Source organism: Sandaracinobacteroides hominis (assembly GCF_016464365.1).
In the GTDB taxonomy this organism is placed as follows: Bacteria; Pseudomonadota; Alphaproteobacteria; order Sphingomonadales; family Sphingomonadaceae; genus Sandaracinobacteroides; species Sandaracinobacteroides hominis.
On the sequence record NZ_JADCUC010000002.1, the window covers coordinates 75,841 to 96,618 of the forward strand.

At 66.5% G+C, this 20,778-nt stretch carries 19 protein-coding genes; 12 read left to right on the forward strand and 7 right to left on the reverse strand.

Annotated elements, in window-relative coordinates; translation table 11 throughout:
* Positions 1-24: 24 nt before the first annotated feature.
* The 3 genes from IM784_RS05045 to IM784_RS05055 are packed head-to-tail and all read right to left on the reverse strand — an operon-like array spanning position 25 to position 2,669.
* Positions 25-900 carry a VOC family protein gene (locus IM784_RS05045; RefSeq protein WP_199554225.1) on the reverse strand — a complete coding sequence of 292 codons (876 nt, stop codon included), beginning with the start codon at positions 898-900 and terminating at the stop codon, positions 25-27.
* A complete protein-coding gene (locus IM784_RS05050; RefSeq protein ID WP_199554226.1) occupies positions 897-2,123 on the reverse strand; it encodes a serine hydrolase domain-containing protein in 1,227 nt (408 codons plus the stop codon). The genes IM784_RS05045 and IM784_RS05050 overlap by 4 nt, the downstream gene beginning before the upstream one ends.
* 36 nt (positions 2,124-2,159) lie before the next feature.
* Positions 2,160-2,669: a DUF3598 domain-containing protein gene (locus IM784_RS05055; protein WP_199554227.1), complete on the reverse strand. Its 510-nt coding sequence runs from the start codon at positions 2,667-2,669 to the stop codon at positions 2,160-2,162.
* A gap of 176 nt (positions 2,670-2,845) precedes the next feature.
* Here IM784_RS05055 and IM784_RS05060 point away from each other — a divergent pair, with 176 nt between their 5' ends.
* Complete coding sequence (locus IM784_RS05060; RefSeq protein WP_199554228.1) at positions 2,846-4,111, forward strand: MFS transporter; 1,266 nt, start codon at positions 2,846-2,848, stop codon at positions 4,109-4,111.
* Positions 4,108-5,061, forward strand: a complete 954-nt coding sequence (locus IM784_RS05065) for a VOC family protein (protein WP_199554229.1) — start codon at positions 4,108-4,110, stop codon at positions 5,059-5,061. Before IM784_RS05060 ends, IM784_RS05065 begins: the two co-directional genes overlap by 4 nt.
* On the opposite strand, the gene IM784_RS05070 is transcribed toward IM784_RS05065, so the two are convergent.
* The 3 genes from IM784_RS05070 to IM784_RS17565 are packed head-to-tail and all read right to left on the reverse strand — an operon-like array spanning position 5,046 to position 7,977.
* The gene (locus IM784_RS05070) at positions 5,046-6,419 is read right to left on the reverse strand and encodes an FAD-dependent oxidoreductase (RefSeq protein WP_199554230.1); all 1,374 of its coding nucleotides are present in this window, start codon (positions 6,417-6,419) and stop codon (positions 5,046-5,048) included. The two genes, IM784_RS05065 and IM784_RS05070, sit on opposite strands and share 16 nt — an antisense overlap.
* Positions 6,416-6,772: a hypothetical protein gene (locus IM784_RS05075; protein ID WP_199554231.1), complete on the reverse strand. Its 357-nt coding sequence runs from the start codon at positions 6,770-6,772 to the stop codon at positions 6,416-6,418. The genes IM784_RS05070 and IM784_RS05075 overlap by 4 nt, the downstream gene beginning before the upstream one ends.
* A complete protein-coding gene (locus IM784_RS17565) occupies positions 6,769-7,977 on the reverse strand; it encodes a class I SAM-dependent methyltransferase (RefSeq protein WP_328799452.1) in 1,209 nt (402 codons plus the stop codon). Before IM784_RS17565 ends, IM784_RS05075 begins: the two co-directional genes overlap by 4 nt.
* Before the next feature lie 156 nt (positions 7,978-8,133).
* Between IM784_RS17565 and IM784_RS05085 the strand changes: the two genes are divergently transcribed.
* The 5 genes from IM784_RS05085 to IM784_RS05105 are packed head-to-tail and all read left to right on the forward strand — an operon-like array spanning position 8,134 to position 12,163.
* On the forward strand, positions 8,134-8,436 hold the full coding sequence (locus IM784_RS05085; protein WP_199554233.1) for an REDY-like protein HapK: 303 nt from the start codon (positions 8,134-8,136) through the stop codon (positions 8,434-8,436).
* Complete coding sequence (locus IM784_RS05090) at positions 8,436-9,254, forward strand: SDR family NAD(P)-dependent oxidoreductase (RefSeq protein ID WP_199554234.1); 819 nt, start codon at positions 8,436-8,438, stop codon at positions 9,252-9,254. Before IM784_RS05085 ends, IM784_RS05090 begins: the two co-directional genes overlap by 1 nt.
* Positions 9,251-10,609, forward strand: a complete 1,359-nt coding sequence (locus tag IM784_RS05095) for an MmgE/PrpD family protein (RefSeq protein WP_199554235.1) — start codon at positions 9,251-9,253, stop codon at positions 10,607-10,609. Before IM784_RS05090 ends, IM784_RS05095 begins: the two co-directional genes overlap by 4 nt.
* An 11-nt stretch (positions 10,610-10,620) precedes the next feature.
* The gene (locus IM784_RS05100; RefSeq protein WP_199554236.1) at positions 10,621-11,481 is read left to right on the forward strand and encodes a DUF1838 family protein; all 861 of its coding nucleotides are present in this window, start codon (positions 10,621-10,623) and stop codon (positions 11,479-11,481) included.
* Between the two features lie 31 nt (positions 11,482-11,512).
* Positions 11,513-12,163 (forward strand): hypothetical protein, encoded by a 651-nt coding sequence (locus tag IM784_RS05105; RefSeq protein ID WP_199554237.1) that lies wholly within the window; start codon positions 11,513-11,515, stop codon positions 12,161-12,163.
* Between the two features lie 6 nt (positions 12,164-12,169).
* Here the strand turns inward: IM784_RS05105 and IM784_RS05110 are convergent, their stop codons facing one another.
* The gene (locus tag IM784_RS05110) at positions 12,170-13,675 is read right to left on the reverse strand and encodes an aldehyde dehydrogenase family protein (RefSeq protein ID WP_199554238.1); all 1,506 of its coding nucleotides are present in this window, start codon (positions 13,673-13,675) and stop codon (positions 12,170-12,172) included.
* A gap of 184 nt (positions 13,676-13,859) precedes the next feature.
* On the opposite strand from IM784_RS05110, the gene IM784_RS05115 reads away from it, so the two are divergent.
* The 5 genes from IM784_RS05115 to IM784_RS05135 all read left to right on the forward strand — a co-directional run bounded on the left by IM784_RS05115 (position 13,860) and on the right by IM784_RS05135 (position 20,720).
* Entirely contained in the window at positions 13,860-15,911 is a 2,052-nt protein-coding gene (locus tag IM784_RS05115; protein ID WP_199554239.1) for a hydantoinase/oxoprolinase family protein, read from the forward strand.
* Between the two features lie 10 nt (positions 15,912-15,921).
* Entirely contained in the window at positions 15,922-17,793 is a 1,872-nt protein-coding gene (locus tag IM784_RS05120) for a hydantoinase B/oxoprolinase family protein (protein ID WP_199554240.1), read from the forward strand.
* 13 nt (positions 17,794-17,806) lie between these two features.
* Positions 17,807-18,664, forward strand: a complete 858-nt coding sequence (locus tag IM784_RS05125) for an isocitrate lyase/PEP mutase family protein (protein WP_199554241.1) — start codon at positions 17,807-17,809, stop codon at positions 18,662-18,664.
* 13 nt (positions 18,665-18,677) lie between these two features.
* On the forward strand, positions 18,678-19,784 hold the full coding sequence (locus IM784_RS05130) for an alcohol dehydrogenase catalytic domain-containing protein (RefSeq protein ID WP_199554242.1): 1,107 nt from the start codon (positions 18,678-18,680) through the stop codon (positions 19,782-19,784).
* Positions 19,785-19,934: 150 nt separating this feature from the next.
* Entirely contained in the window at positions 19,935-20,720 is a 786-nt protein-coding gene (locus IM784_RS05135; RefSeq protein WP_199554243.1) for an IclR family transcriptional regulator, read from the forward strand.
* Positions 20,721-20,778: the final 58 nt, after the last annotated feature.

The window sequence follows — 20,778 nt, forward strand, 5'->3', positions numbered from 1 at the left end:
GGCCGATTGTGCCCTGGCCGCGCCTCAGCCGGCGTCGACGATTTCCAGCAGCGCCCCCTCCGGGGTGCGGGCAATGCCGCTCAGCCGTCCGCCGTAGATGGCACCTTCGCGTTGGGTGGGCGGGCTGCCCCATTGCAGATCGAGCGACGCGAAATCGGGATGGAAGATCGTGCAGACCGCAACGCCCGGCGACAGCGCCTGCGGGTGTCGGGGGCGATCGGTGGCGGCTGCCGGATACTGGTCGAATTCCAGGAAGATCTGGCCGGCGCGGGTTGCCGTGACAATCTCGTGCAATTCGGTCGGCGGCAGGTCGAAGGACTTGTTGATCATCGAATAGGGGATGGCGGACGACTCGCCATTTTGCAGGCCGAGCGTCTGCGCGAACCAATCTGCCGTGGCGCGCATGTCGCGGCAGGCGAGCACGAGGATGAACAGGCGGTCTATGGGAGAGGCGGCTTCGGGAAGGGCCGGGTCGCCGTTGATTTCGGTGAGATAGACGGTTTCGGCGTCCGGCCCACGCACCTGCATCGGGTGGATGGTCGGCAGGCCGGGGATGCGCTTGGGCGGGCCGATGATCTGGAAGGGGGAGGCTTCCATGCGGGCAGCCGTTGCCAGCACATCCTGCACGTTGATCTCGATAGCGGCCCAGCCATAGGTGCGGATGGGGAGATAGCCGGGAACCGAGTCGCCTTCGACCAGCCGCAGGAAGACGTTGGCGCCGGAGGCCGGTTGCAGCACGGCGCAATCGCATCCGGCGCTGGCGGGTGCGCCCCATGCAGCCGCAAGCCCGGCGTCGAACGGGCCGCGCTCGATGCAGCGATAGTCCAGCCATTGTTCGAAGCGGCCGACCGCTGCGCCCACATCGGAGACGGTCAGGGTGGCGGCGCGCAGCAGATTCACGGTTTCGCCTGTGGCACCGGCGGCTTCTCGCCCTTCTTCGGGATGATTCCGCCGATCACCGTGTTCGGCAGCACGCTGTTGTCCCACTCGGGCTGTTTCGGTGGGTTGTTGCCGGTGCGCAGGATCACCGTGCGCGTCTGCGGCGAGATATAGACGACCTGGTTGTGGTTGCCGTCGAACAGGAACATCTGCCCGTCGGCGAAGGGTTGGCTGTGCAGCACGCCGCCGGGGAATTTCGGGCCGCCGAAGCTGCGGCGCTCGGCATACCCCTCGCCCAGCCACAGGCCCATGCCGAAATGCGGGTTCTGCGGAGTCGGCGTGCGCATGTCCTTTACGAAGCCCTCGGGCAGCAGGCGCTTGCCGTTCCACACGCCGTCATCCAGCAACAGGATTGCCAGCTTCAGCCAGTTTTCCGCCGGCATCGTCATGCAGCAGCCGGAATGGGCAAGGCCACCTTCGCGGTTCACCCAGATCTTGCCGCCCTCCGCGCCCAGCGGCTGCAGGATCTCGGTGCCGATGAACTCGGCATAGCGGCGGCCGGTGGCGCGCTCGATGACCAGCGCCACCAGCTCTGCCGTGGCATTGTTATAGCCATATTCGGAGCCGGGCGGCTGCGTCAGCGGGTAATTGTCGACGATCTGCTGGCCGTGATCCGGGTCGATATAGGCGCGGTTCATCGGGTGGTCGGGATCGTCGCTGAAACCCTGCGGCATCAGGCCGGAGCGCATGTCCAGCAGGTGGCGGACGAGGATCGCTTCCTTGGGCGTGCCCTTCCACTCCGGCACGAAGTCGGCGACTGGCTGGTCTGGCGACCTGATCTTGCCGAGCTGGATGGCGCGGCCGATGGCGATGGCGCTGACGGGCTTTGACAGCGACTTCGAAACCAGCTGCGAGTGCACGTCGGAGCCTGCGGGGAACCAGGCTGCCTGCAGCTTGCCGTCGCGCCAGACCAGGAAGGCGCTGCTGTTGTTGGCAGCAGCATAGGCCTGCGCCTTTTCCAGCGCCTCGGGGCGGATGCTGCGCTCGCCGGGCTTCGCCATCGGGATCAGCTCGGGTTTGGCCGCGCCCTTCACCTCTTCCATCGGCGAATAGACGGTCATGATGCCGCCGGCCTTCATCAGCTCGGTGAAGCGCTGCTTATACTGCGCTTCCCATGCCGGGTCGCGCTGGGCAGCAGCCGGGACAGACAGGAGGAGGAGGAAGAGGAGACTAATACGCATCATGGCCTTTCCGTGCATGTCCGCCTGTCTGCCGTGTCGTCAGTTCTTCGGCGCGGTGTAGTCGTCCCAGCTCTGCCAGTCGCGGGTGATGAAGCGCTCGTCGATCAGCGTGCGCTGGAAGCAGACGCCGTCCTTGAACCACTGCCAGGTGCGGGCGCGGTTCCGGAAGGCCTCGTCGCACTGGATCATTTCATAGAGCGTCAGGCCCGGCTCGTTCTTGCGTTCCCAGAACAGGCAGGAGGAAAGCTGGTTGTCGTCGGGCTGCATCGCGGCGCACCAGCCCTTGATCAGCTCATTGTCCCACCAGATGCGGCCTTCGCGATAGTCGGCGGGGAAATCGCGGGTATCGGTGCGGCCGTCATCCCAGAAATAATAGTTGGTCTGGTGATAGCGCTGGACGCCGTTTTCCTCGACCAGCCGGCACAGAAGGCGCGAGCGGTGCTCGTCCACCAATTTGCCGGTCAAGGCGTCGTAATAGCGATACCAGCCCTCCCAGACGCCCTCGTTCCTGGCGAGTATCGGCATGGCTTCCCGCAGTGTTTTGGTCATCTTGCTCTCCGCTGGTGCCCGGGCTGGCGGGCCATTCCTGCGAAGCTAGCCCCGGGAGGGCTTTCGGCGAGGGTGGGAGCTGCCTCTATCCGATTGGCGGATTGGCTGGCGGGCGCGGTGTCGGGCGCTGCCCTGTGGTTGCACGTTCAATCAGAGACACCTGTTTGGAGCAGCGAATGGCGAATTTTGACGCGGCGGCCGATTCGCCGCGCGGATATGGCGAGTTCCGGCATGGCTGGAAGATCGTCCTGGCCTCGATGCTCGGCATCGGGCTGGGGCTGTCGCCGATGCCCTTCTATACCATCGGCGTGCTCGCGCCCGAGCTGAAGCAGGCTTTCGGCTGGACGATGGGCGACATCATGGGCGCCATCACCATGACGACGCTAGTGACGGTGATCGCCGGGCCGACGGTGGGGATGCTGGCCGGCCGGATCGGCGTTCGGCGCGTGGCGCTGACGTCGGTGCTGCTGTTCGGGCTGGTGTTCTGCGCACTGTCCTTGCAGACCGGATCTCTGCCGCTGTTCTATGCGATGTTCGGCCTGCTGGCGCTGGTCGGGGCGGGGACCCTGCCCATCACCTGGACGCGCACGGTGAACGCCTGGTTCGACGAGCGGAAGGGCCTGGCGCTGGGGCTGTCGCTGATGGGCACCGGGCTGTTCGGCATTTTCGCCAAGCCCTATACCAGCTGGCTGGTGCACGAGTTCGGCTGGCGTGGTGCCTATGTGGGGCTGGGCCTGCTGCCGCTGCTGATCGCGCTGCCGGCGGGCTGGCTGCTGTTTCGGGAGCGCGCGCCAGTGGCGACCGCGACTGGCGCGGCGAAGGTGCCGGGCGGGCTGACCCTGAAGCAGACGCTTCGGGAATGGCGCTTCTGGGTGATGGCAGCCGCGATCGTGCCGGTGTCGTTCGCGCTGGGCGGGCCGGTGCCCAACATGGAGAATATCCTGACGACCGCGGGCGTTCCCGCCGAGCATCTGCTGAGCCTGACGCCGCTGATCGGGCTGTCGGCGCTGCTGGGGCGGATCGCCGGCGGCTGGCTGCTGGACCGGTTCTGGGCGCCTGCGGTGGGCTTCGTGCTGCTCAGCCTGCCGGCGGTTTCGCTGCTGGTGCTGACCAAGGGGCAGCTGGGCATGACCGAGGCGGGGATCGCGATCTTCATGATCGGCTTTGCGCTGGGCATCGAATATGACCTCGTCGCCTATCTGGTGGCGCGCTACTTCGGGCTGAAGGCCTATTCGGCGATCTATGGCATTCTCTATGTGTTCTTCGCGCTGGGGGCGGGGTTCGGGCCGTTGCTGATGGGGCGCGATTTCGACGCCACCGGCAGCTATGAGCGGGCGCTCTATCTCTCGTCTTTTGCGCTGGTTGCCAGCGCGGCGCTGCTGCTGCTGCTGGGCCGGTATCGCAAGTTCCCCGACGAAAAGGCCGAGGCGTTCGCGGCATGATCCATCCTGTCGACAACGGCTTCCAGGAAGCGCTGGCGATCGTCTCCGATGCGAAGGCATCGGCGGAGCGGCATTGCCGGGCATTCGGCTATTCCCTGCTGTGGGAGGGGGGGTCTGACGCCGGGATGCTGGCGCAGCTGGGGTTGCCCGGCGACACCGGCCGCGAGGTGCTGATCGGCGATCCCTCTCAGGCGCGGGGGTTCATCCGCTTTCTGGAGCTGGTGGGGCGCGACGAGGGGCTGATGCGCGATGGCGCACAGCCGTGGGATGCCGGCGGCATCTATGATGTGAATGTCCGTTCGCTGGGGCCGCTGGAGGTGATGAACCGGGCGATGCAGAAGGCCGGGCATGTCGCCTTCGGGCCGCTGACGGCGTGGGATTTTGGTCCGCTTTCGGTGAAGGAAGTGGTGCTGCGCGATACCGACGGGCTGGCCTTTGCGCTGATGGAACGGGTAGCGCCGCCGCTGACCGGATATGAGCATGTGGCTGGCCACGCCTCCTATGTGTTCAACTCGACGCAGCTGGTTGCCGATTTCGATGCGGCGCGGCGCTTCTATGTGGAGGGGCTGGGTTGGGGCACCGTCACCGAGACAGAGATGGTGCATGAAAATGGCGGGTTGAACTGCCTGGGCCTGCCGCTGGACGTGGCGCGGAGCACGAAGATGCGGATCGGCATCTATCAGCAGAATGGGCTGAACGAAGGCTCGGTGGAGCTGGTGTCGCTGGCGTGCGAGGGAATGGACTATTCCGCTTCCAGGCCGCCGCTGCGCGGGTGGGCCAGCTTGCGCTTTCCGGTTGGCGATCCGGCTGCGGTGCTGGCGAAGGCGGCGGCTGCCGGGTGCGAGGTCACGGCCGTGCGGACGATGCGGATCGAGCCTTATGGAGCGGTGGAGATGGGGGCTGCGACGACGCCCTGGGGCGCGCGGCTGGAGTTTTACCGGGCCGCCTGAGCCGCGTTCATCCCGGCGATGCGGCCCAGCGTGAAGGCAGTGCACAGGCCCATGGCTGGGAGGTAGCCCCAGTGCGCTGGGCCTGAGACGCTGCGGGCTGCTCCGCCGCCGGCGAAGAGGTTGGGGAAACTTCCGCCATCGGTGCGTTGCACGCGGGCGTCGCCGTCGATCTGCAGACCGCCCTGGGTGTGATAGATGGCGCCGACGACTTTCAGCGCGCGGTAAGGGGCGGTTGGCCGGGCGTCGCCTTGCCAGAGGCGGCCCAGGGGGTCGGGCTGGCCTGAAGCGAAGGCGGCGCGGGCTTCAGTAAGCGAGGCTTCGAGGGCGGTGGCGTCTACGCCGATGCGGGTGGCGAGGTCCGGCAGGGTTGCGGCCAAGCGCGGGGCGTTCAGCTCGTTCAGCATCTGCAGGTCTGGCACATAGGCCTGCCGCGCGGCGATGGTGTCGTCATAGATCACCCAGCAATGGCCGCCCGGTTGCGCGTGCACCGGGTGCACCATGCCGGCGATGTCGGCCATCTCGTCGGTGAAGCGGTTGCCGAGCCTGTTCACGATGATGCCGCCATCGATGATGACGCCGGGCGGCACGCTGATCCCCTGCGGATCGGTGAGCATGGCATAGCCCTGATAGGCGCCCATGTCGGCGGTGGCGGCGCCGAGGCTGGCGGCTAGGCGGATGCCGTCGCCTTCGCTGCCTTCGTGGCCGTTGTTGCGGGCGTCGGCCATGTCGGGGATGTGGCGGGCGAGCATTTCGCGGTTGGCGGCGAAACCGCCGCTGGCGATGATGAGGGCGCCGCAGCCGACGCGTTCGACGGTGCCGCCGGGGCGCGTGATTTCGATGCCGGTGATGCGGTCGTCTGTGGCGAAGATGTCGGTGACGCGGGCTTCCGAGAGAATGGGGATGCCGGCGTCTGCCACGCGCTGGTGGAGGAGCTCGATGAGGTCCTGGCCGTTGTGGCCCTCCCAGCCGTGGATGCGCAGCGTGGAGTTGCCATAGGCGGCGCGGAAGCCGGTATCGAGCTGGAATGGCAGGCCGTGCGTGTCGATCAGCCAGTCCATTGCCGGCCCCGATCCGAAGGCAATGGCGCGGGCAATTTCCGGGTCGGTCTGGCCGCGGGTTTTGGCGAGAATGTCGGCGAGGAAGATCTCGCCGCTGTCCGTCACGCCGTGCGCGGCCTGCGATTTGGTGCCGGCGGCGCATACAACGCCCATGGACATGCCCGTGGTGCCCATTGGCCGCTCGTCGCGCTCGATCAGCAGGACCTCGGCGCCGGCGTCGTGGGCGGCGAGGGCTGCGACCGCGCCGCAGGCCCCGCCGCCCATGATGACGACGGGAACGGTAAACTCGAATTCGCTCATCCGGCGCTCAGCTCGTCGCCCACCTCTTCGGAGGCGATATCGCCTGTCAGGTTCGCGGCCTCATTTTCCTGCTGCAGGATGCGCAGGATGCGGGCGATATATTCCTGATTGGCGAGGCCGCGTTCGGCCTGTGCTGCGGCGTCCGGGTAAAAGCTGTCGATCTCGCCGTCGGCCAGCAGGCCCTTGGCCTTCAGGATTCGCTCCAGCGTGTCGGCGCGCTGGCGGGTGACGGCGAGTTCCTGCGCGATGGCCATGGTGATGGCGAGCACGCGCTCGACCTGCTGGTCGAGGAAGTAGGGGCGTTTGCCGGCCGGTTTCGCGCCGGCTTCGGCGATGGCGTCGGATATGCTCACGCAACAGCCCCGATCACATGCCAGGCGGCCTTGCGGCCATAATCCTCGGTCTCGTCGTCGGCGGCGTCGGGGAAGATTTCCTTGTCGACGACTCCGGTGACGCCGCCGTGGATCAGCGACTCCGGAGAGAATCCTGCAGCAATCATTGCAGCATCGAGGTCCATTTCGTGCATCCGGCTCCAGAACGGCTCGTTGTTGTAGAAGGCGTCCCAGTCGCGCATCGCCTGTTCGAACAGCGGCATGTCGGGCGCATATTGCGGTTGCTCCACGTGCAGCACGATCCCGCCGGGCCGCAGCAAACGCCGGGTTTCGGCAAAGATGTTGCGCAGCGCCACTGTCGAGAGTTCGTGCAGGAACATCGTCGTCTGGATCCAGTCGAAGCTGGCATCCGGGAACTGCGACAGGTCTTCGCCGCTGGCCTGCACGAAGCGGACATTGTGGACGTTCAACGACTTGGCGCGGGCAAGTGCATAGCGCAACATCGGCGCGCCAAGATCGACGACGGTCATCTGCGCGTCCGGGAAGGCTTCGGCCAGCGGCAGCGTGCTGTGGCCGACGGTGCCGCCGATTTCGAGGATGTCCTTCGGCTGGAAATCGGGAAGGTTGCGCTTTACCCAGCGGGCGACTGCATGGCCGCCGCCGTCGGAATAGCGGCCGAGCAACCCGCCGGTTGTGACGAAGCCGGCGTGATCATAGTTGGCGCCGTTGGTGACATCGCCGGGGAAATATTCGCGGTGGTAGCTGCCCGGCATGCAGTGATGATCGACGGCCGAGACATAGCGCGGGATGGCGAGATCGGGGTCCAGCTTCAGCCGCTCGTCGCCATCCGTCAGCCGGGCGGCGATTTCGGCCAGTCGCTCGCGCTGGCGGATAACCGTCCAGCGGCCGGCCTGCTGGCGCTGTTCCATGGTGAGGCGGCGAAGCGCCGACCATGTCTGGAAGGCCGGATCTGCCAGCAGCGCGCGGCGGGTTTCGTGCCGATCGGCCAGCGGGCGGCCATGCCTGGCCTCGAAGGCGGGGGCGACCCGGCTGTCGAAGGCGGCCTTGACGCCGGGGACGACGCGGGCGGACAGGTGGCGGTTCATCTGCGCCAGGAAGTTGATGCGCTCGATCTCGTCGTGGCTGGTTTCCGGGAAAACGGCGTGGCGGCCGACGACGCGGAAATCCGGCGGGCCGTCATACTGGCTGGCGGGGCTGTTGCGCACGGTCGATCTTCCCTCGATTGGCCCGGCAGTGTGCCTGAGCGGCAGGCGCAGGGCCAGATGCGGCGCCTGGTTCACCACCATGCGGATAGACCGGGCCGCCGGTTTGCGCGCGCGCGGGCGATGGGCGAGGCTTGGGCAACCATCTGGAGACTCTGCATGCGCCTTATCGCCCTGTTCAACCTGAAGCCCGGTGTCTCTGTCGCCGACTATGAGAAATGGGCGCGCGAGGTGGATCTGCCGACCGTGAACGGGCTTGGATCGGTTTCGGCATTCGAGGTGTTCCGCGCGACCGGGGTGCTGGGCTCAGACGCGCCTTCACCCTATGCCTATGTGGAAATCATCGATGTGGCCGACATGGACCAGTTCGGCGCCGACGTGGCTGGCGAGGCGATGCAGAAGATCGCCGCGCAGTTCCAGGGCATGGCCGACGTGACCTTCCTGACGACCGAGAAGCTCTGATGCGACTGGCCGGTAAGGTCGCCGTCGTCACCGGATCGGGCCGGGGCGGCGGGCTGGGCGAGGCGATTGCGCGGCGGCTGGCGGCAGAGGGCGCGACCGTCGTGATTTCGGACATCGGCGGTTCGAAGGATGCGGCGACACCGGATGACATGATCGGCGGCACGGCGGAGATGCAAGCGATTGCCGCGTCGCTGCCGAATGCCTCCACCTTCGTGTGCGATGTGCGCGACCCGGGGCAGGTGCGGGCGCTGGCAGCACATGCGGTAGCGGCGCACGGCAGCCTCGACATCTGGGTGAACAACGCCGGCATCGGCTATATCCTGAAGCCGCTGCTGGAGGTTTCGCCGGCAGACTGGCGCGCTGTGATCGACGTCAATCTGTCGGGCGCCTTTTACGGGCTGCAGGCGGCCGCCGAGATCATGATCGCGCAAGGAACCGGCGGGCGGATCGTGAACATCGCCAGCCAGGCGGCAAAGTCCGGCTTTCCGCACGCGCAGGCCTATACGGCTTCGAAGCATGGGCTGGTGGGGCTGGCGCGCTCGGCCGCAGTGGAGCTGGGCGCGTTCGGGATCACCGTCAACAATGTCTGCCCCAACCATGTGACGACGGGTCTTGGCGCCTGGCAGAACGCGCATTTCGCCGAGCTGCAGGGCGTGAGCGTGGCGGAATATCTGCAGCGGATGGCGGCGCGGATTCCCTTGGGGCGGCCCGGTCTGCCCGAGGATACGGCGAAGGCAGTCGCTTTCCTGTGCAGCGACGAGGCTGTCTATATCACCGGCGAGAGCATGAACGTGTCGGGCGGAGAAGAGACGCATTGAGCGGAGGCGTTCCACCGGGATTGATCGATCCGGCCGAAGCGCTGATCGACCACGCGCTGGCGGTGGAATGGACGGCGCTGCCCGCGGCGGTTCAGCGGGCGACGCTGGATTTCCTGCACGATTCGCTGTGCGTGGGTGTTGCCGGCAGTCGGGCGGCGCATTCGGCGGCCGTGCTGGAAATGGTGCAGGGATGGGGCGAAGGCGGGGCGGCGGGCGCGCTGGGGATGCCGGGGGTGCGGCTGCCGGCGGCGAGCGCGGCGTTTGTAAACGGCTATTTCATCCACAATCAGGAATATGACTGCGTCCACGAACCCGCCGTGCTGCATCCGATGGCGACACTGCTGGCGGCGTTGCTGGCGGAGACTTCGCGCGGGCCGGTTTCGGGGGCGGATTTCCTGTCGGCCATCGCGGCGGGGGCGGATGTATCGATTGGGCTTGGTGTAGGTGCCGGGCCGCTCAGCTTCTTCCGCCCGGCGACGGCCGGGATATTTGGCTGTGTCGCCGGGATTGCGCGGCTGCGGCGGCTCCGCCGCGCGACGGCGCTGGATGCCTTTGGCCATGCTCTGTCCTTCGCCAGCGGGACGATGCAGGCGCATGTGGAGGGGAAGCCGGCGCTTCCGGTGCAGGTAGCGAATGCGGCCCGCGGCGGGCTGGTTGCGGCAGATATGGCGCTGGCCGGGATGGCGGGGGTGGCAAAGCCGATTGGCGGCGATTTCGGATATTATGCGGTGCTGGAACGCGCAGGCGAGCTGAAGCCGATGGCGCACCGGATTGCCGAGGTGAGCTGGAAGCCGTTTCCCACCGGGCGGGCAGCGCACGGGGGCATCGTCGCGATTCGGCGGCTGATGGCCGATGGATTGACCGCCGACAGCTTCGAGCGGCTGGACTATCATGCGCCGCCCCTGATCGCGCGGCTGGTAGGGCGCCCGGCCGTATCGGGAATGGCGCCGGGATATGCGCGGCTCTGCCTGCCCTGGTTGGCGGCGGTGGTGCTGACGCGCGGCACGGTTTCGCTGGGCGATTTCACACCCGAACGGCTGGCGGACGCGGAACTTGTGGCACTGGCGCAGCGGGTGCGGGTGGTGGCCGACGATAACGGTGATCCGGCGGCGTTCGTGCCGGCGACGGCGATTGCGACGTTGCGCGATGGACGGGAGATTCGGGCGGAGGTGGCGGCGCAGTTCGGCTCGCCGGAATGGCCGCTCAGCCGCGACGAGCATCTGGCGAAGGCGCTGGGGTGCCTGGAGTTTGCAGGGCTTGGCGCTTCGCATGCGGCGCTGGCCGCAGCCGTCGAGACATTGGCCTGTGCGCCGGACGCGCTGGCGCTGCTGGAATCCACCGGCGTGCTTGGGTGAGGGAGACGAAAATGGGGTTCGAGTTGAAACGGCGCGATGCGCTTCTGGCGGCTGCCGGGGTAGGTGCTGTGGCGCTGGCGCGTGCGGATATGGCCGATGCGAAGGCCGTCGCCGGGCCGGCGACGATGGAGCAGCAGCTGCGCGCCTATATCCTGATGCGCGGGGCGCTGGACGATCGGGTTGTGACCGGCTGGGCGCATGCGCGCTATTTCGGGATGGTCGATGCCGAGGCGACTCCGCTGTTCGATGTCTATTCCGCGACCTTCACCCGCTATCGGCCTGCCGCGGCGGGCGGCTTCGAGGCGGTGGGGGCGGAATTCGCCTTCTTTACCGATTCCGAGGGCAAGGTGCTGGACACGTTCCGCAACCCCTACACCGGCGAGAGGGTGACGATCCCGGTGGGCGGGCTGCCGCCCTCCAAGCTGATCATCCAGCCGAACCTGAAGTTCAAGCTGGGCCGCGATGTGCCGGGGCTGGAGTTCGACCATCATATCGAGCCGGCGGTGGTGCGTGGCAACGACATCTGGTTCAACGAAGTGACACATGTGGTGCAGCCGGCGCCTCCGGGTGGCAAGGCCTTCCGCTATAACGAGGTGCTGACGATGCACGCGCCGCTGGACGCGGTGATGAAGCGCGGCGCGCTGGCCGTGCAGAGCGAAGTGAGCTTCACCATCGCCTGCAGCTGGCGGCCCTGGCTGAAGCTGGGCGACAAGCCGGGGCATATGATGTGCGTGGGGATTGGCCGGATGAACGGATCGCCCGACTCGCTGCCGCCGGAATGGGTGGCCGGCATGAAAGCGAAGCGGCCGAAGGAGCTGGCCGATCCGAAGGCGGTGCTGGCGCCGGTGTGGGATGCGAGGCCCGCATCTTGACCGCGACTGCCTTAGGTGATGGAACGGCAACGTGCCAAACCCTGAAAAACCGACATCGGAAGCCAAGGCCCAGGCGGCCGAGGCTGCCGCCATCCGCCGCCGCTGGATCACGCTGGGCGAAGTGCTTGCCGTGGTCGCGGTCGTCATCTCGGCGCTGACGCTGTGGAACAATTGGAGCGAGCGCAGCGACAGCGAAGCGATGAAGGCGGCAGATGCACACAAGCAATCGCGGCGTGCGGTGACGATGGTGCTGGTTTCGAGCAGTGTTGGCGGGAGTGAACTGGCGCTGACGCCGGCGTCATCCGAACAATCGGTGCAGAGCCAGACGATCCTGTTTCCTTCGGCGCTGGAGGTCGATCCTGCCGAAACGACGGGCGAGCCGCGCATTGAGGCCGGCTGGTTTCAGAGCGAGCTGAAAAAGGCCCGCAATGCCGCCGGGCTGCCGGACAACAGCCGGGGCGACGAGCGGCTTCCGGTTGTGATCACCACGCGGTTTCTGGTGGATGGCGAAACGCACGAGGATGTCGCGCTGTACGACATCGGCTACAGCGTTTCGGGCCGGCTGCTGACCGGGCATGACGTGACGCTGCGCGGTGTATCGCTGGTGTCGCGCGTGAAGGCCGGCGACGCGCAGGCGAAGCTGGATGCGCGCTGGAAGCGGCTCTTTCCGGAAAAGCCCTGACCGGCCTTAGACAACCGCGCAGATCGTCTTCCACTCCAGATAATTGTCCATTGCCTGCTTGCCGCTGTCGCGGCCCCAGCCGGATTGGCGGATGCCGCCGATGGGGAGCGCGGCGTCGTACATGGCGTGGCAGTTGATCCATACGGTGCCGGCCTTGAGCGCAGCGGACATGCGGTGCGCGGTGGAGAGGCTTTCCGTCCAGACGCCGGCGGCGAGGCCATAATCGCTGTCGTTGGCGGCAGCGAGCACGTCCTCTGGTTCGTCGAAGGCTTGCGCCACGACGACGGGGCCGAACACTTCCTCGCGGACGATGGTCATGTCGGGGCGGGCGTTGGTGATGACGGTGGGCGAGAGGAAGGTGCTGGCCTCTCCGTGGAGGTCGCCTCCCGTCAGCACGGTGGCGCCTTCCGCCCTGGCGCCGGCCACGAAGGAGGCGACGCGGGCGGCCTGCTTCGCCGAGACGAGCGGCCCCATCTGCGTGCTGGGATCGAGGCCGTGGCCGAGCTTCATGGATTTCGCGTAGGCGGCGACGCCCTCGACCACCTGATCGTGGATCGAGCGGTGCACATAGAGGCGCGAGCCGGCGATGCAGACCTGCCCGGCATTGAGGAAGATGGCGTTGGCGACGCCGGGAATGGCCAGGCTGAGGTCGGCGTCGGGGAAGACGATGCTGGGGGATTTGCCGCCCAGTTCCAGCGTCACCCGCTTGAAGTTGGTCTTGGCCGCATCCAGCACTGCGCGCCCGGTGGCGGTGGAGCCGGTGAAGGCGATCTTGTCGACCTTCGGGTGGGCAGCGAGTTGCGCGCCAGTCTGCGCGCCGGGGCCGGTGACGACGTTGAGGACTCCGGCGGGAAGCCCGGCCTGCAGCATCAGTTCAGCGAGCCGCAGCGCCGAGAGCGAGGTGTCTTCGGCGGGCTTCAGCACCACGGTGCAGCCGGCGGCGATCGCGGGCGCGAGCTTCATCGCGGTGAGCACCAGCGGCGAGTTCCACGGCACGATGGCGGCGACAACGCCGACCGCCTCGCGCACGGTCCAGCTGCGCATCTGCTTGCCCTGCGGCTGGTAGGCGATGCTGCTTTCCAGCGTGTTGCCCTCGATCACCATCGCCTGGCCCGCGAAGAAACGGAACTGGTTTACAGCACCGGGGATTTCCGCCCAGCGCCCGATGAAGAGCGGCTTGCCCTGATCCAGCGTTTCGAGTTCGGCCAGCTCGTCGATGTTCGCTTCGATGAGGTCGGCGATGCGCCAGAGGATGCGGGCGCGTTCGACCGGGAAGGTTGCAGCCCAGCCCGGCTGGGCGCGGGCGGCGGCTTCCACGGCGGCGTCGATGTCGGCGGGCGAGGCTATGGCGATCTGGCCGATCTCGCTGCCGGTTGCCGGATCGACGGTGGCCATCGTCTGCCCGCCTTCCGCCTGTTGCCAGCTGTCGCCGATCAGCAGGCCGGTGCCCGATCCCCGACGTTCCAGAAAGGCGCGGGTGGCGGCGCTGAGCGGGGCGGGGCTGGCTGGCATCTGATCAGGTCTCCTTTGGCGCGACGTTCCACTTTGCGGGGGCCGACGGCCATACGTGGCCTGCCAAAGCTCGCACAGCGGATAAGTGGCGCTTTGCGCAGGCCCCCCTATCCTGGCTGCGATAACGGAGGTTGCATGTGCGGGGCGGTTTGCGAGGCGCCCGGGATATAGGATCGGGAGTATCATGGCATATCGTTTGGGCGTGGATGTCGGCGGCACCTTCACCGATCTGTTGCTGTTCGATCTTGGGAGCGGCGGGTTCTGGCGGCACAAGACGCCTTCGACCCCGCACGACAGTTCGGAGGGCATTCTGAACGGGGTGAACGCGATTTGCGCGCATGCCGGCGTGACGCCCGCCCAGATCGATTTCTTCCTGCATGGAACGACGGTTGCCACCAATGCCGTGCTGGAGGGCAAGGGCGCGCGTGTCGGCCTGATCGTGACCGAGGGCTATCGGCAGGTGATGCAGATCGCCCGCAGCTTTGTGCCGGGTGGGCTGGCGGGCTGGATCGTCTGGCCGAAGCCGACTCCGCTGGCGGCGCTGGAGGACACGTTCGAGATTCCGGGGCGCATGGACGCGCAGGGCAATGAGGTTCGTGCCACCGACGATGCCGCGATCCGCGCGGTGCTGGAGAAGCTGAAGGCCCAGGGTGTCGAGGCGCTGACCGTTTCGCTGATGAACGCCTATCTGAACGGCGCGCACGAGAAGCGGGTGGCGGAACTGGCCGCCGAGGTGATGCCGGGCGTGCCATTGTCGCTGAGCCACGTCGTGCTGCCCGAAATGCAGGAGTATGAGCGGACGCTGACGACGGTCGCCAACGCTTCGGTGCGGCCGATCGTCGGCAATTATGTGCGCAACCTGCGCGAGAAGCTGCGCGGGGCGGGGATGGCGGGTTCGCTGTCGCTGCTGCGGTCTGACGGCGGGCTGATGTCTTCTGAGAAGTCGGAAGAGCATCCGGTTTCTCTGCTGATGTCCGGCCCGGCGGGCGGCGTTACCGGCGCGCTCTGGGTGGCGAAGGCGGCTGGACTGAAGAATATCCTGACGCTGGATGTCGGCGGTACGTCGACCGATGTGGCGCTGATCGAGAATCTCGAGCCGCGCCGCGTGCGGACGACGGAAGTGGGGCACTTGTCGGTGCGCGCCTCTTCGCTGGACGTGAAGACGGTGGGCGCCGGCGGCGGCTCCATCGCCTATGTGCCGGAACTGACCAAGGCGCTGCGCGTCGGCCCGCAATCGGCCGGCGCGGTGCCGGGGCCGGTCGCCTATGGCAAGGGCGGCACGCTGCCGACCGTCACCGACGCCAATGTGGTGCTGGGTTATCTGCCGGAAGCGCTGCTGGGCGGTACGTTCAAGCTGGACCGCGACGGCGCGAAGGCTGCCGTGCAGACCATTGCCGACGCGCTGGGTATCGGCCTGATGGAAGCGGCGCGCGGCATCATCGACATCGTCAACGAGAATATGTTCGGCGCGCTGCGGATGATCTCGGTGCAGCAGGGCTATGACCCGCGCCACTTCGCGCTGATGGGCTTTGGCGGCGCCGGGCCGCTGCACGTGAATGCCGTCGCCCGGCTGATGGGCAGCTGGCCCGCGGTTTCGCCGGTGTCGCCTGGCGTGCTCTGTGCGCTGGGCGATGCCACCACACGGATGCGCACGGAAACAGCGCGCAGCTTCTCGCGCCGCTTCGACGAGACCGGCGAGGCCGAAGTTCTGGCCATCCTCGAGGAAATGGCGGCGCAGACCCGCGCCGAGTTGGCGGCGGAGGGCATATCCGATGCCGACATCACCAGCCAGTTCGAGCTGGACGTGCGCTATGAGGGGCAAGCCTTCGAAGTGCCGCTGTCCATCGACGCCGAGCTCTTGAAGCGTGACGGCCTTGCCGGCGTGCTGGCCCGCTTCGACGAGGAACATGCGCGCCTCTTCACCTTCAACATGGATAGCGCCCACGAGCTGGTGAACCTGCGCGCGGTGGCGCTGGGGCCGTTGCTGGAACTGGAAGCGCCCAAGCTGCCGGTGGGGAATGGCGACCCGATCGAGGCGAAGCTGCGCGACCACCGGCTCTGGTCGAACGGGGCGATGCAGCCGGCGGTGATCTATGATCGTGCAAAGCTGAAGGCAGGCGACGTCATCCCCGGCCCGGCCATCGTCATCGAGATGGACTCGACGACCCTGATCGAAGCCGATTGCGCCGGCACCGTCGATGCGCACGGCAACATCCTCATCAACCCCAAGTCGTAAGGGCAAAACGATGCCAGCAACTATCGTTCAGGCGAACAGCACGCCCTTCAAGACCGTCCCCATCGATCCCGTCACGCTGGAAGTGATCGAGAACGCGCTTCGCAACGCCCGCATCGAAATGGATGCGACGCTGGTGCGCACGGCCATGTCTCCGGGCATCCGCGAGCAGGGCGACGCCTTCCCGCTGATCGCCGACCACAAGGGGCGGATGATCGTGGGCCAGTTCGGCTCCTATATCGGTCCGTTCCTGGAGGGCTTCGATGGCACCGTCGAGGAAGGCGACATGATCTTCCTCTCCGATCCCTATTCGGTGGGCGGCGCCATCAGCCACTCCAACGACTGGCTGGTGCTGCTGCCGGTGTTCAAGGACGGGCGGCTGATTGCCTATACCTCGATGTTCGGCCACCAGAGCGACATCGGCGGCATGGTGCCCGGATCGATGCCGATCGATGCCACCAGCATCTTCCAGGAGGGGGTTCGCATCCCGCCTGTGAAGATCTGGAAGCAGGGCGTCTATAACGAGGATCTGGTGAAGCTGGTGATGCACCAGTCGCGCACGCCGGCCTGGTGCAAGGCCGACCTGAACGCACTGATCGCCTCGTGCCGGGTGGCGGCGAACCGCGTGGTGGAAATGGCGGCACGCTTTGGCGACGATGTGTTTGCCTCTGCAACCGACCTGCTGCTGGAACGCAATTATCGCGCCATGAAACAGCTGATCGAGACTTCCATCGGCGAGGATAAGGTCAGCTTCGAGGACTATATCTGCGACGATGGCGTCGGATACGGCCCCTACAAGATCAAGTGCACGATGTGGCGCGAGGACGGCCGGGTGATCCTGGACTTCGACGGAACCGATCCGCAATCGGCCGCGTCGATCAACTTTTTCCTCAACGAAAACATGATGAAGATGTTCTTCGGCATCTACATGATCATGGTGTTCGATCCGCAGATCCTGTTCAACGACGGATACTATCCGCTGATCGAGGTGCGCATCCCGAAGGGCTCGCTGCTGAAGCCGAACTTCCCGGCGGCGCTGTCGGGGCGGACGCATGCGCTGGGGCGGCTGTTCGATATCCTGGGCGGGCTGCTCGGCCAGAAGACGCCGGAGTTCCTGAACGCTGCCGGGTTCAGTTCTTCGCCGCACCTCTTCTATGCCGGGACCGACAAGAACGGGAAATGGTTCCAGCTGTTCCAGATCGGCTTCGGCGGCATTCCGGGGCGTCCGATGGGCGACGGGCCGGACGGGCACTCGCTGTGGCCGGGCTTTACCAATGTGCCGAACGAGTTCCTGGAGCGCTACTTCCCGCTGCGCATCGAGCGCTATGAGACGGTGGCGGATTCCGGCGGCGCCGGCCTGCATCGCGGCGGCAATGGCATCAACATGGTCTATCGCTTCCTGGAGCCGGGGGTGATCGCCATCCATGACGACCGCTGGTTCGTGCCGCCATGGGGCGTGAACGGCGGGGAGCCGGGCGTGCGGGCGCGCAAGCTGCTGGTGAAGGAAGATGGCACCGAAATTGTGCTGGGCAACAAGCTGGAGAATTATGCTGTCGAGGCCGGCGACCAGCTGCACTTCGTCACCTGGGGCGGCGGCGGCTGGGGCGACCCGCTGGAACGCGATCCGGCGCTGCTGGCGAAGGAGCTGACACAGGGGCTGGTGACGGTTGAAGGCGCGCGCCGCTATGGCGTGGTGCTGGTGGACGGCGCCGTCGATGCGGCCGCGACAGAGAAGCTGCGGGCGGAAATGCGCGCCGCCCGTGGGCCGATCCAGACCTTCGCGTTTGGGGACATCGAGACGCTGCGCGCCAACTGCGAGGCGGAAACGGGCCTGCCGGCTCCGACGCAGCCGGTGTGGCAGAAGTTTGCGGAAGCTGCTGAGTAAGGATTTGAACTAAATGGCCAGTCCCGTGCTCCGTCAGAAGCTGTCTGACGGGAAGTTCTTCGTCGTGCCTGGAATCCAGGACATGATTGCCGCCGTAGTTGCCGACCGCGTGGGGTTCGATGTCGTCTATGGCACCGGATATTGGCTGACCGCCTCGGCCTATGGCCTGCCCGATGCCGGCATTGCCAGCTATACCGAGATGGTGGACCGGATGCGGACGCTGGCGCGGACCAGCAAGGCGGCCGTCATCGCCGACGCCGACACCGGCTATGGCGGGCTGCTGAACGTGCATCATACCGTGAAGGGCTATGAAGCAGCTGGCGTTGCCGCGGTGCAGATGGAAGATCAGGAGTTCCCGAAGAAGTGCGGGCATACACCGGGCAAGCGGCTGATTCCGCCGGCCGACATGGCGGAGAAGCTGCGGGTGGCGGTGGATGCGCGGACCGATCCCAATCTGGTGATCATCGCCCGCACAGATGCGATGCAGTCCGAGGGGCTGGACGGCGTGCTCAGACGGCTGGAGGCTTATGCGAAGGCCGGCGCCGACGTGCTCTTTCCCGAGGCGCTGACCAGCGAGGAGGACATGCGCCGCTGCTGCGAGACGTTCGATCTGCCGGTGATGGCGAACATGTCGAATGGCGGCTACAGCCCGGTTCCGAATGCGGGCGTGCTGGCCGAGATCGGCTATGCCTTTGCCATCTATCCTTCTCTCACCAGCCTCGTCGCGGTGGGGGCGATGGAACAGGCGCTGTTGAACCTGAAGGAAAAGGGGATCGGCCAGCCGGATGGGCTCTTCAGCTTCAACGAGTTCTGCTCGATGATCGGCTTTGAGGATGTATGGGCGTTCGAGAAGAAGTGGGCGCGGGACTGACGGAGGATCTGCGATGAAGATCGAAGCGGCGATACTGGGGCAGTGCGGCGGGCATCATCGGCCCTATGCGTCGGGTGCGCCGCTGGATGTGCGGCAGGTGGACCTGGCGGCGCCACAGCGGGGCGAGATTCTGGTCCGCATCGATGCCGCCGGGATCTGCCACTCCGACCTTTCCGTCATCAACGGCGACCGGCCGCGGCCGATGCCGATGGCGCTGGGGCACGAGGCGAGCGCTACGGTGGAGGCGCTGGGGCCGGAGGTGTCCGACCTGGAAGTGGGTGACCGGGTGGTGCTGGTGTTCCTGCCGTCGTGCGGGACGTGCGTGAACTGCATGAGCGGCGAGGGCTATCTGTGCGCCAATGGCGCGGCCGCCAACGGCAAGGGCGAGCTGCTGGGCGGCGGCTTCCGCCTGAGCGACGACGGCGAGCCGGTGCATCACCATCTGGGCGTCTCCGCCTTTGCGACGCATGCGGTGATCGATCGCCGCTCTGCGGTGAAGGTGGACCGGGACATTCCGCCCGAGATCGCGGCGCTGTTCGGTTGTGCGGTGCTGACGGGCGTTGGTGCGGTGCTGAACACGGCGGCGCTGCGGGCCGGGGAGTCGGTGCTGGTCTATGGGCTGGGCGGCGTTGGGCTGGCGGCGCTGCTGGGCGCCGTCGCCGGTGGCGCGCAGCCGGTGTATGCGATCGACCCGTCTCCGGAGAAGCGGGCGCTGGCGCTGGAGCTGGGGGCGGCGCTGGCCGTGCACCCGGATGAAGCGGCGAGCCTGCCGAAGGCCGACCTCGTGGTGGAAACAGTGGGCAAGGCAGTGGTGCTGGCGGCTGCCTATGCGGCGGCGCGGCGGGGTGGGCGAATTGTCACAGTCGGGCTGCCCAATCCGGCCGAAATGCTGTCGATTCCGGCGGTGTCGCTGGTGGCGGACGCCAAGACGCTGATGGGCAGCTACATGGGCTCTTCGGTGCCTGCGCGGGATATTCCGCGCTATCTGGGGCTGTGGAAGGCCGGAAGAATGCCGGTGGAACGGCTTTTGACCTCGGTGAACCCGCTTTCCGCGATCAATGCCTGCATGGACGAGCTGGCGGAAGGGAAGGCGATTCGGCAGGTCCTGCTGCCCGGCTGAGGCATTTCATACCCCCTGCCGGTCACCGGCTGGCAGTGACCGCCAGCCGGAATTAATATCCGACAGGCGGACAAAGCTTGCGGAAGGCGCAAGGGATACGCAATCAATGAGTCACATTCCCGTCATCGATACGACGCGAGGGAGAGACTCATGGAGAAGGGCGTTCCGATTCGTTCAATCACCCGCTCGATTGCGGCGCTGAAGGCGATCAACCGCCACGGCTCGCTGTCGATGATGGAGATTTCGAGGGCCTCCGAAGTGCCCTATCCGACGGCCTGCCGCATCGTGCAGACGCTGCTGTATGAGGGCCTGATCGAGATGGAGCCGAGCCGCAAGCGCTATCGCCCGACGGCGATGGTGCAGACGCTGGCGCACGGCTTCCAGAACGACGACGAGCTGGTGACGGTGGCGCGGCCGCACATCGTCGATTTCACCAGGCGGGCTGGCTGGCCGGTTTCGGTCGCGGTGCGGGTGGGACGCAACATGATGCTGCGGGACAGCACCCATGCGAACACCTCGCTGACGTTCGAGCATTATTACCCGGGTTTCACGCTGCCGATCCTGGAGAGCGCCTCCGGCAAGGTTTCGATGGCCTACGCGCCGGATGACGAGCGTGGCATGATCCTGCAGTGGATGCGGGTCAGCCAGGAAATCGACCTTGCCTATCTGGCGACGGCCGAAGCCAGCCTGGACGTCGAGCGGATCCGCTCGCAGGGGTATGCGGTGCAGGGGCGCAACCACTTCAACCTGACGCCGGGCAAGACCACGTCGATCGCCGTGCCGATCTTCAAGAACGGCGTCTATCAGGCGGCGATGACGATGGTATTCTTCGTTTCGGCGATGAAGCTGGACCATGCGCTGGCGACCTATCTGGACGACCTGAAGGCGACGGCGGCAGCGATCAGCGAGGAGCTGGGAGACCGCGCTCTTCAGTAGGCTGAAGCGGCCGACGCTTTTGGCGAAGCCAAAACGCGCGAGTCCGCGCAAGCCCGGC

Bases quoted from the DNA above. Each gene is read 5' to 3' on its own strand.
- IM784_RS05050 (WP_199554226.1), bottom strand. From the start codon at position 2,123: ATGATGCGTATTAGTCTCCTCTTCCTCCTCCTCCTGTCTGTCCCGGCT.
- IM784_RS05055 (WP_199554227.1), bottom strand. From the start codon at position 2,669: ATGACCAAAACACTGCGGGAAGCCATGCCGATACTCGCCAGGAACGAG.
- IM784_RS05060 (WP_199554228.1), top strand. From the start codon at position 2,846: ATGGCGAATTTTGACGCGGCGGCCGATTCGCCGCGCGGATATGGCGAG.
- IM784_RS05065 (WP_199554229.1), top strand. From the start codon at position 4,108: ATGATCCATCCTGTCGACAACGGCTTCCAGGAAGCGCTGGCGATCGTC.
- IM784_RS05070 (WP_199554230.1), bottom strand. From the start codon at position 6,419: ATGAGCGAATTCGAGTTTACCGTTCCCGTCGTCATCATGGGCGGCGGG.
- IM784_RS05085 (WP_199554233.1), top strand. From the start codon at position 8,134: ATGCGCCTTATCGCCCTGTTCAACCTGAAGCCCGGTGTCTCTGTCGCC.
- IM784_RS05090 (WP_199554234.1), top strand. From the start codon at position 8,436: ATGCGACTGGCCGGTAAGGTCGCCGTCGTCACCGGATCGGGCCGGGGC.
- IM784_RS05100 (WP_199554236.1), top strand. From the start codon at position 10,621: ATGGGGTTCGAGTTGAAACGGCGCGATGCGCTTCTGGCGGCTGCCGGG.
- IM784_RS05110 (WP_199554238.1), bottom strand. From the start codon at position 13,675: ATGCCAGCCAGCCCCGCCCCGCTCAGCGCCGCCACCCGCGCCTTTCTG.
- IM784_RS05115 (WP_199554239.1), top strand. From the start codon at position 13,860: ATGGCATATCGTTTGGGCGTGGATGTCGGCGGCACCTTCACCGATCTG.
- IM784_RS05120 (WP_199554240.1), top strand. From the start codon at position 15,922: ATGCCAGCAACTATCGTTCAGGCGAACAGCACGCCCTTCAAGACCGTC.
- IM784_RS05125 (WP_199554241.1), top strand. From the start codon at position 17,807: ATGGCCAGTCCCGTGCTCCGTCAGAAGCTGTCTGACGGGAAGTTCTTC.
- IM784_RS05130 (WP_199554242.1), top strand. From the start codon at position 18,678: ATGAAGATCGAAGCGGCGATACTGGGGCAGTGCGGCGGGCATCATCGG.
- IM784_RS05135 (WP_199554243.1), top strand. From the start codon at position 19,935: ATGGAGAAGGGCGTTCCGATTCGTTCAATCACCCGCTCGATTGCGGCG.